Genomic DNA, 8683 nt, shown 5'->3' with positions numbered 1-8683 from the left:
CTTAGTGATTCATAAGTAATTTGTCTGATTTAAATTGACAATTCAGGAAATATAAGCTAAACATTTTATCAAAAATAAACTTAGTGGTTTGTATCGCTATTGGTATAAAGGTGATGTGGATGCTATTATTTCAGATGTTTATCCAGATACTATGAGTTTTAGGTGAATGAGATAAATATATTATGACTACCTAAGTAATTTAGGTGGTCTTTTTTGAATAACAACTTATTAATTGTATTATGCTAATTAAGAAATTTAGAAAATAAGGATTTATATGGAGAAGTTGTAATAAAATTTTAATATAAGTAAGAATTAAACCATCACTTAGCGTATATATCTAATTGATGGTTTAATCCATAGAAAATTATCTCATGCTAATGATATTTTTAGATAATTCATTAATACTATCAGATAGAGTTTGTAGCTTCCCTTCAATCCTCACAAGTAAATACATACTAAGGGCTATAGGAAAACCAACAGAAGCTATAAGATTTTGTAAATCAAATTCCATAAAATATACTTATTAAAAAATATAAAAGTTATTTCAATTAAGGAATAGGTTTTTGTTTAAGAATAGTAATTACTGATAGTCATGCAAATATACACCTACTTAACGCAATAGCTTATATGTACATAAATAGGTACATACTTAATATATGTGTTATTTAAATAAATGATATACTTGAATACATAATAAACACTTATTAGGTTCAAGTAATATCAAAATTAATAGAATGAGATAGATGAAAATATTCCTACTGAATATAAATATGCATTAAAAAAGGCACAGTCATATCAAGAAACTATATCAATGTCACCAAGTGCAATATATGACCAATTAGTATCAGAATATGGTGAACAATTTACAGCAGAAGAAGCACAGTATGCTATTGATAACTTAGAATAATTTTAAAGTGTATATTTATTATACACTTTTTATTATATATAATTAACTCGTTGTGCTAGTTAAATATAATCATTGAAAATACTCGCTTATAATATAAATATTTTTATTAGTTAAAAGGCTGTATCTAGGGTTTTCAACATATATAGCATATTAACTAGCACAACAGATTAATTATTTAAAATTAAAAGCTATATATTTATATTTAATTTTAATTCAATAATATTTTAGACAACGCTGTAAATTAACTTTAATCATTATAAGTAAATATATATTAAGGTATATAGTAAAATTTAAATAATATACAATATTTTATAAATGGAGGAATATATGAAATTAAAACAATTACCAATTGTAATATTATTATCAATGACACTATCTGGATGTACAAATACAACTTTTAATAAAAGTATGGATGCTGCAGAAAATGCATTAGCTAATAAAGAATTTGAGAAAGCAAGTGGGCTACTTGAGTTAGCTTTGCAAGAGAAAGAAAATGATGAAGATGCAAAGTTATTAAAAAATCAGATTGATGAATTGATAAATATAAAAGAATTGAGTTTAGATGAAAAATTTGATGAAGTTATTGAATTGTGTAATGAGCTAAAATCTAGAAGCAATATAAATGATATTATATTAAATGAAATTAATATTATGCTGGAAGATTTACGAAGTAAGTTAAGTGAAATAGAAAGTGAAAATTTCAGAAAAGAAATTGAAGGCGCTGAAGCATTAGTTAATAGTAAACAATATGAAGATGCAAAAGAATTATTAGAAGAATTAAAGTTAGATATAAGAGATACTACTAAATATATGGAATCATTTAATAAAATAAATTTATTATTAGAAAAGTGTGAGAAAGCCATTAAAGAAAAAGAGTCTAATAATAAAGTAACAAGTAATAAGGTAACTAATAACAATAATACTGAAACTAGACAAGCTATGCATATAAGAGAGGCTCTTGAGATTTTAGATGAAAAAATTGGACATATATTAGAATATTCATTTTTAGATGGTAGTGACGGTGGTTTTGTTAATTTCTATTTAGATGAAGCTCCTAGTGATTTCTATGGATACATACCTAGAGAGGGAGAAGGAATCTACTATGTAAATAAATATACTGGTGAAGTATATGAACAAGGTAGTGATGGATATATTAAAAAATTATAAATTTATTTTAAATTCTCTAAATAGATAAAGTAGGATTTGAAGTAAATATATGTAAAGTTAAATGATATTAAGCCGTATACATACTATATATAACCAGTTATATTCAGCTATATTTGAAGTTGAAAGGAATTATATTTAATGAATAATGAAAAAAAAGTAAATTATCCTTTATTAGAAAATAATTTAGAAAATAAAATATTATTTCAAAATGAAGATAAATGTGATAAGTATGATTATCTTGCAGCGGTAGGGTGCGGTGCAATAGGAGGAATAATAGATATTTTTTTAGTTGGAAGCCCTTCAGATAGTGTTCTTGGAAAATGGACAGACTCACAAGTTGATAATTGTGTAAAGGTTTTTGCTAAACAAATGGGATGGAGTCCAAGAGCAGGTCAAGAAGATAATCTTAAAAGTGCTGTAGGATTTTTAGAAAAAAAATTCAAAGTTAACTATGATCAAAGTCATAGTGGAGATGTGAATAATTTATTTAAAATGGGAACTAGAAATCATCATATGATGTCTATTGCTCATTCTCCAGATATTATTGGACTTTTCTTTTCAATACTTAATCAATTTACATCAACATCTTCATTTATTGCAGATGGTCAATTAATTACTATTGCAACAGATACATTTGAATTACAAGGTGGAGATTATATTTCTAAAATATTCTGTGGAGTAGCCAACTGGTTTGGACATGTAATGTCTGATATATCAGGTAGTTCTGGAAGTAAGATGAGAGGTTCTGGTGTTGTAATGCCATTTTATGAGTTATTTGGATTTTGTAAATTTGGGAAATTTAATGTGGATAAAGATAAACAAGATTTAGCAACAATTGCAACTCGTGCTTTCCAAGATGGTTATGATTTTAGATTTAGTTTAGCACAGTCAATACCTGTAATAGTAACTGATTTATTAATCAGACTTATATGGTCATTAAGAAGATATTTTCAATTTAAAAAGCCACTTAGAGAATGTATTCCTACACAAAGTCATGCTGACCTAAGAGTTATGTTGATATTAGGAAATGGAACACTATGTGTTATGGATGGTATTGATGCAGGTATTAGAGCAAATGGTAATGCTCTGCGATTCTTTATGAGAATGAATTTAGTTGCTTGGTTACGTTTTGTAATGTTAGTATTAAAAGAAGTATTTATTAGGATAGGTATTGCAAATTCTATGCAAAAGGGTATAGAAGCTTATAAAAGAATAAATGAAGCTTTATTAGTATATTTAAATGAACTTGAAAAGATAGATATTGAGTTATTCAAAAAAGAAACTGAAGAATATAATAAATTAGTAAGTACATTTAATTATGCTAAAAATTGTGATGAACTAAATTTAATGCTTTTAGATACATTTGATAAAATGGGATACAGTAAACCTTGGCAAGGGAACTTTGATGAACATATGTCAGATAAAAATGCAACATTGAGGTTTGAGTAATGTTTGAATGTGATAGTTGTGGACTTTGCTGTATGAATATTTATAAATCAGAGATATATTCAGAACTAGATAGAGGAGATGGAGTATGTAAGTATTTAAGTGGAAACTTATGTTCAATTTATGAGAATCGTCCTTTACTTTGTAGAATAGATGAATGTTATGAGTTATTTTTTAAAGATACAATGAGTTTAGAAGAATATTATAGATTAAATATAGAAGAATGTGAAAAACTTAAAAAATGTGAGGAGTGAGATTATGCCATTACCATTAGTTTTAGGAGTAGGTGCGGCAATAGCTGGTGTAGCTGGAGTTAGTACAGGTGTACATGGAGCTGTGAAGATGAAGTCAGCTAATGATACTATGAAAAATGCTGAAGCACAGCATGAACGTAACATTGAAAGATTTAATAAAAAAAGTGAATCAGCAAATAAATCTATGGATGATTTAGGTAAGTTAGAATTAGAGATTTTAAATTCATTTGATGAATTTTCAAATACTATAGAAAAAATTCAAAATAGACCACAGTTTAAAGAATATAATAAAGATGGTGTAAAATTACCTGAATATGATAAAGAAGAATTAAAAAAGGTTTCTGTAGGAGCAGGTGTTATTCTTGGTGGATTAGGTGGAGCTGCTGTTGGTACAGCTGGAGGAATTGCAGCTGCTGGAGCAACATCATCTGCGGTTATGCTACTTGGAACAGCTTCAACTGGCACTGCAATATCAAGTCTTAGTGGTGTTGCAGCTACAAATGCTGCACTTGCAGCAATTGGAGGGGGTTCACTTGCTGTTGGTGGAGGCGGTATGGCATTAGGAAGCACAATACTAGGAGCAACAACACTAGGTGTTGGGTTATTAGTTGGAGGTGTTATTTTTAGTGTTACTGGAAGTAAATTATCTGATAAGGCTGATGAAGCTCATAGTCAAATGAAAAAAGCAGAAGAAACAATCAATAATATATGTGCATACTTGACAGAACTTGAAAATACAGCAATTAAGTATAGTACTTCTATTAATAATGTTTATGAAAAGTATGTAGAAAATTTTGATTATATATCTTATCAAGTAAATGAACTTAACAAAGTGGATTGGAATGATTTTAATCAATATGAGAGAAAATTAGTAGAGAACGTTGTTTTACTTGTTGGACTTTTATATAATATGTGTAAAGTAAGCCTTGTTAATAAAGCTGAAAATGAAAATGAGATGAATACAGTTAATAGAAGTGATGTAAATGCTTCGATTATACATTCAAAACAAGTACTTAATAATTTAAATATGAATTAAAGTATAAGAAATATATCTATATAGTTATGCATACTGCCTAATAATATAGATATATTTCTTATATTATTAGGATAATTTATTTAATAAGTCCTATAATATTTTTAGATAATTCATTTATACTATCAGATAGAATTTGCAGTTTTCCTTCTATCCTTACAAGTAAGTACATACTAAGGGTTATAGGAAAACCAACAGAAGCTATAAGATTTTGTAAATCAAATTCCATAAAATATACTCCTTTCAAAATTTATAAAGATAAAAGCTATGCAACTTAATGCATAGCTTTTTATTATAAGACTAAATCGTATTCAGTAGTATCAGTTACTACTACCTTAGCTTCCACAGTAGCTACTATATTACCACCATTTGGAGCGAATATATTTTTTTCAACAACTAAGTCCATTGCTGATTTAATTTCTGTTTCTGTAATATCCTCTCTTGGATTATCAACTGATAAAGAAACTTTTCTATCATCACTTGTTAAAAATGACATAATAAGTTTTTTAGTAGTTTCCATAATTTATTCTCCTTTCTTTTTTATTTCAGTTACCCTTCTAGAGTGGTAGAATCTTGTTTTAATACTTCAAGTACAGTATAATCTTGAAGTCCCATAAGAGCTTGTGCTACATCATATACATCTTGATTATTAGCATCATATTTTAAGTTTGAGTAAGTTTTAGATTTTACTATAGTGTTTCCTGTAGAGTCATCTCTTCCAGCATCTAATTTTACTCTTAAGCTAGATGGGTTATTCATAGTTGTAACAGCCATGTTATTACCTCCTTATTTGTTATTTAATATAATTATAGAAAGTTTTAATTTTATGTTATATTAAAGTATTTTATAAAAAAATTTTATTAAGTAGTGTATATATGAGTATCTTTAAATCCTTTTAAGATAGCTTCGTTTTTAAGGTTTACTGCATTATCTTTATTATTAAATGAGCCTATACATACTCGGTAAAATACTCCATCGTCAATAATAGATTTATTTACAAATGAAAGTAGGGTTGATGATATTGTATCTGATATGTTTTTTAAGTTTTTATCATTTCTTAAATAGTTTTCTACTTCTTTGTTTGATATAAAGTCTATTTCAATTAAAAGAGCAGGCATTTTTGAGTTTTTGAGTACTGATAATTTTTTAGAATATTTAACTCCACGATTGGGTGTATTCATTTTAGTTGCTAGGTTATTGCATAGACTATTAGCAAGTGTTTGAAGTTTACTGTTTTCATTATATATCCATACTTCACATCCTTTTGCAGATGTGTTAGTTGCTGAATTTAGATGTATGCTTATAAAGTAGTCACAGTTTTCATTATTTGCTTTTTTAGTTCTATAATCTAGTGAATAGTATTTGTCATTATCACGTGTAGTTATTACTTTTTCAAATGCATTTTCAAGCTTTTCTTTTACCATCATTCCTATTTTTAAAGCTATATCGCTTTCTTTTAATTTTGTAGGACCTATTGCTCCAGGGTCTTTTCCTCCATGTCCAAAGTCTAGATACCATTTCATATTTTATTCCTCCTTAGTTTTAAAATCATTATTTATTAAAGGTTATAATAGTTTTTATTAAGTTTGATATAGAAGGATTTTATTATTTTGTAGGAGGTTAATTATTTGATGTAGAAATTATATGTATGATTATTTGGATAGGGGGGAGTTGTATGTTAGAGTTTTTAACGGAAAGTGATGTTCCCGATAGTGTTAAGGATGTGGTTGATGTTATAGGTATAGATGCTTTTAAGGGATTGGTGAAGTTAGCTGGTGGAAGTTTGTTGTATATTCCTAATGAAAGTAATTTGGTTAAGCCGATTAGGAATAGAAAGATAAGAGATGAGTTTAAGGGAAGTTATAAGGATATTTCTATGAAGTATGGGATAAGTGAAGTACAGGCTAGGAATATTATTAATAAGGAGTGAGTTGATTTAATTATATATTTATTTTTGAAATTATAGAATAAAAATAAATTATTTTTATGATACAATTATATTATTATTAAGTATCAGGAGGTGAGGTTATGAATACATTACAATTACTAGATATTCTTAAATTAGGAGAAAGTGAAGATTTAGAATGCAAAAAGTCTAAAAATGAAGTTCCTAAATCATTATGGGATACATATTCAGCAATGGCTAATACAAACGGGGGTATTATATTATTAGGAATAGATGAAGTAGATAATGAACTAATAATAACTGGAGTTGAAAATGTAGACAAAGTTATAAAAGACTTTTGGAGCACATTAAATGGAGAAAAAGTTAATAAAAATATATTAAAAAATGAAGATTTAGAAGTTATAGATATAGATAATAAATCTGTTATAAAAATAAACATACCAAGAGCATACTATAAAGACAAACCTATATTTATAAATGGAAATCCTTATAAAGGAACATATAAGAGAAATTATGAGGGAGATTATAAATGTCATGAGGATGAAGTAAATGCAATGATAAGAGATGCCTCAGAACAAGGCGGAGACTCTATAATTTTAGAAGGCTATGATATGTATGATATAGATGCAAATACTTTAAAGAGATATCGAAATAGATTTTCAGTAGTAAATCCAGATCATATATGGAATGAATTATCGGATGAGGATTTTTTAAGACAATTAGGAGCTATTTCAAAAAATAGAAGTACAAAGCAAGAAGGATTAACATTAGCAGGGCTTTTAATGTTTGGGAAGGGGTTAAGTATAAGGGAAGCTTATCCATATATAAACATAGATTTTAGAGATGAAAGAGATAGCAATGAAGAGGTCAGATATAATGATAGAATTACTATAGATGGGACTTGGGAAAATAATTTATATAACTTCTATACAATGGTAATTCCTAAATTAACTGAAGGGCTAAAAGTACCATTTTATATGGAAAATTTAACTAGGATAGATGATACATTAGTACATAAAGCATTAAGAGAAGCATTTGTAAATGCGATAGTACATGGAGATTATAATAGCCAAGGTACATTAAAAGTTATTAGATATAAAGATCATTACGAGTTTTCTAATGCAGGGAATTTGAAAATATCAAAAGAGGATATATTTAGTGGTGGAAATTCTAAATCAAGAAACCCTAAAATACAAACAATATTAAGGCTGATAGGTCTTGGAGAAAATATAGGGTCTGGATTTCCTACAATACTTAAAGCATGGAATCAACAACATTGGAGATTACCTCAATTAGAAGAAAATACAAATTTAAATATAGTGACACTGAATTTATGGATGGTATCACTTATACCGCAAGAGTGTATAATAAAAATAAAAGAGTTATATGGTAAAAAGTTTGACTCTCTTGATGAATTAGAAATATTAGCTATAGTTACAGCGTACTTAGAAGGACGCGTCACTAATTCAAGGTTACAAACTATTTGTAATAATCATCCTAATGATATTACTAAAATTTTATATGGATTAGTTCAGAAAGAGTTTCTTGTAGAGGAAGGATATGGACGAGGAAAGATATATCATATAAATAAAAATTACAATGAAACTGAGGATGCAAATATTGATTTAGACTCTATTACAGGAGATGAAAAAAAGCTATTAGATTTTATTGTGACTAATGGGTATACAAATAGAAGTTTAAGTGAAATACATCTTGGATTTGATAAAAATAAAAATTTAAGGTTGTGTAATAAATTAATAAATAAAGGATTAATAAAGAAAATAGGAACTTCTAATAAAGTAAGGTATGTATTAAGTAATTATAAAGAAGATGACGCGTCCTTATAAAATGATTTAAATGATGACGTGTCCTTTAATAACAATGACGCGTCATTATTTAAGTATGACGCGTTATATTTTACGCTTAAGGATATTATAATATTTTAAAAAATGTGGATAACTTCTGAATGT

General features: G+C 27.3%; 12 protein-coding genes. 7 read left to right on the top strand and 5 right to left on the bottom strand.

What is annotated here, in order from left to right:
- Window positions 1-364: 364 nt before the first annotated feature.
- Window positions 365-511 (bottom strand): YvrJ family protein, encoded by a 147-nt coding sequence (locus Q5F54_RS13140; protein ID WP_281538247.1) that lies wholly within the window; start codon window positions 509-511, stop codon window positions 365-367.
- Between the two features lie 228 nt (window positions 512-739).
- On the opposite strand from Q5F54_RS13140, the gene Q5F54_RS07530 reads away from it, so the two are divergent.
- The 5 genes from Q5F54_RS07530 (at window position 740) to Q5F54_RS07510 (ending at window position 4810) form a co-directional block, all read left to right on the top strand.
- On the top strand, window positions 740-907 hold the full coding sequence (locus tag Q5F54_RS07530; protein ID WP_330691045.1) for an Ltp family lipoprotein: 168 nt from the start codon (window positions 740-742) through the stop codon (window positions 905-907).
- A gap of 327 nt (window positions 908-1234) precedes the next feature.
- Window positions 1235-2074, top strand: coding sequence for a hypothetical protein (locus tag Q5F54_RS07525; RefSeq protein ID WP_281538248.1), 840 nt, complete (start codon window positions 1235-1237; stop codon window positions 2072-2074).
- Between the two features lie 138 nt (window positions 2075-2212).
- Window positions 2213-3523: a hypothetical protein gene (locus Q5F54_RS07520; RefSeq protein WP_281538249.1), complete on the top strand. Its 1311-nt coding sequence runs from the start codon at window positions 2213-2215 to the stop codon at window positions 3521-3523.
- Window positions 3523-3774 carry a YkgJ family cysteine cluster protein gene (locus Q5F54_RS07515; protein WP_281538250.1) on the top strand — a complete coding sequence of 84 codons (252 nt, stop codon included), beginning with the start codon at window positions 3523-3525 and terminating at the stop codon, window positions 3772-3774. The genes Q5F54_RS07520 and Q5F54_RS07515 overlap by 1 nt, the downstream gene beginning before the upstream one ends.
- 4 nt (window positions 3775-3778) lie before the next feature.
- A complete protein-coding gene (locus Q5F54_RS07510) occupies window positions 3779-4810 on the top strand; it encodes a hypothetical protein (RefSeq protein ID WP_302334173.1) in 1032 nt (343 codons plus the stop codon).
- 76 nt (window positions 4811-4886) lie between these two features.
- On the opposite strand, the gene Q5F54_RS07505 is transcribed toward Q5F54_RS07510, so the two are convergent.
- The 4 genes from Q5F54_RS07505 to Q5F54_RS07490 all read right to left on the bottom strand — a co-directional run bounded on the left by Q5F54_RS07505 (window position 4887) and on the right by Q5F54_RS07490 (window position 6330).
- Entirely contained in the window at window positions 4887-5036 is a 150-nt protein-coding gene (locus Q5F54_RS07505; RefSeq protein WP_281538252.1) for a YvrJ family protein, read from the bottom strand.
- Window positions 5037-5099: 63 nt separating this feature from the next.
- Window positions 5100-5327 (bottom strand): DUF2922 domain-containing protein, encoded by a 228-nt coding sequence (locus tag Q5F54_RS07500; protein ID WP_071121108.1) that lies wholly within the window; start codon window positions 5325-5327, stop codon window positions 5100-5102.
- Window positions 5328-5356: 29 nt separating this feature from the next.
- Window positions 5357-5581 carry a DUF1659 domain-containing protein gene (locus Q5F54_RS07495; RefSeq protein WP_288564748.1) on the bottom strand — a complete coding sequence of 75 codons (225 nt, stop codon included), beginning with the start codon at window positions 5579-5581 and terminating at the stop codon, window positions 5357-5359.
- A gap of 86 nt (window positions 5582-5667) precedes the next feature.
- Window positions 5668-6330, bottom strand: a complete 663-nt coding sequence (locus tag Q5F54_RS07490; RefSeq protein ID WP_281538255.1) for an N-acetylmuramoyl-L-alanine amidase — start codon at window positions 6328-6330, stop codon at window positions 5668-5670.
- Window positions 6331-6482: 152 nt separating this feature from the next.
- Between Q5F54_RS07490 and Q5F54_RS07485 the strand changes: the two genes are divergently transcribed.
- Window positions 6483-6737, top strand: a complete 255-nt coding sequence (locus tag Q5F54_RS07485; protein WP_302334172.1) for a Mor transcription activator family protein — start codon at window positions 6483-6485, stop codon at window positions 6735-6737.
- 98 nt (window positions 6738-6835) lie between these two features.
- On the top strand, window positions 6836-8560 hold the full coding sequence (locus Q5F54_RS07480) for an RNA-binding domain-containing protein (protein ID WP_281538257.1): 1725 nt from the start codon (window positions 6836-6838) through the stop codon (window positions 8558-8560).
- Window positions 8561-8683: the final 123 nt, after the last annotated feature.

Source organism: uncultured Romboutsia sp. (assembly GCF_958366745.1).
Lineage (GTDB): Bacteria > Bacillota > Clostridia > Peptostreptococcales > Peptostreptococcaceae > Romboutsia > Romboutsia timonensis.
Note: the sequence above shows the minus strand (reverse complement) of the source record. Positions and strands in the feature narration are given on the sequence as shown.

Excerpts from the sequence above, each read along its gene's own strand:
- Q5F54_RS07525 (WP_281538248.1), top strand. The coding sequence starts at position 1,235 with ATGAAATTAAAACAATTACCAATTGTAATATTATTATCAATGACACTA.
- Q5F54_RS13140 (WP_281538247.1), bottom strand. The coding sequence starts at position 511 with ATGGAATTTGATTTACAAAATCTTATAGCTTCTGTTGGTTTTCCTATA.
- Q5F54_RS07490 (WP_281538255.1), bottom strand. The coding sequence starts at position 6,330 with ATGAAATGGTATCTAGACTTTGGACATGGAGGAAAAGACCCTGGAGCA.
- Q5F54_RS07480 (WP_281538257.1), top strand. The coding sequence starts at position 6,836 with ATGAATACATTACAATTACTAGATATTCTTAAATTAGGAGAAAGTGAA.
- Q5F54_RS07520 (WP_281538249.1), top strand. The coding sequence starts at position 2,213 with ATGAATAATGAAAAAAAAGTAAATTATCCTTTATTAGAAAATAATTTA.
- Q5F54_RS07485 (WP_302334172.1), top strand. The coding sequence starts at position 6,483 with ATGTTAGAGTTTTTAACGGAAAGTGATGTTCCCGATAGTGTTAAGGAT.
- Q5F54_RS07505 (WP_281538252.1), bottom strand. The coding sequence starts at position 5,036 with ATGGAATTTGATTTACAAAATCTTATAGCTTCTGTTGGTTTTCCTATA.
- Q5F54_RS07510 (WP_302334173.1), top strand. The coding sequence starts at position 3,779 with ATGCCATTACCATTAGTTTTAGGAGTAGGTGCGGCAATAGCTGGTGTA.
- Q5F54_RS07515 (WP_281538250.1), top strand. The coding sequence starts at position 3,523 with ATGTTTGAATGTGATAGTTGTGGACTTTGCTGTATGAATATTTATAAA.
- Q5F54_RS07495 (WP_288564748.1), bottom strand. The coding sequence starts at position 5,581 with ATGGCTGTTACAACTATGAATAACCCATCTAGCTTAAGAGTAAAATTA.
- Q5F54_RS07500 (WP_071121108.1), bottom strand. The coding sequence starts at position 5,327 with ATGGAAACTACTAAAAAACTTATTATGTCATTTTTAACAAGTGATGAT.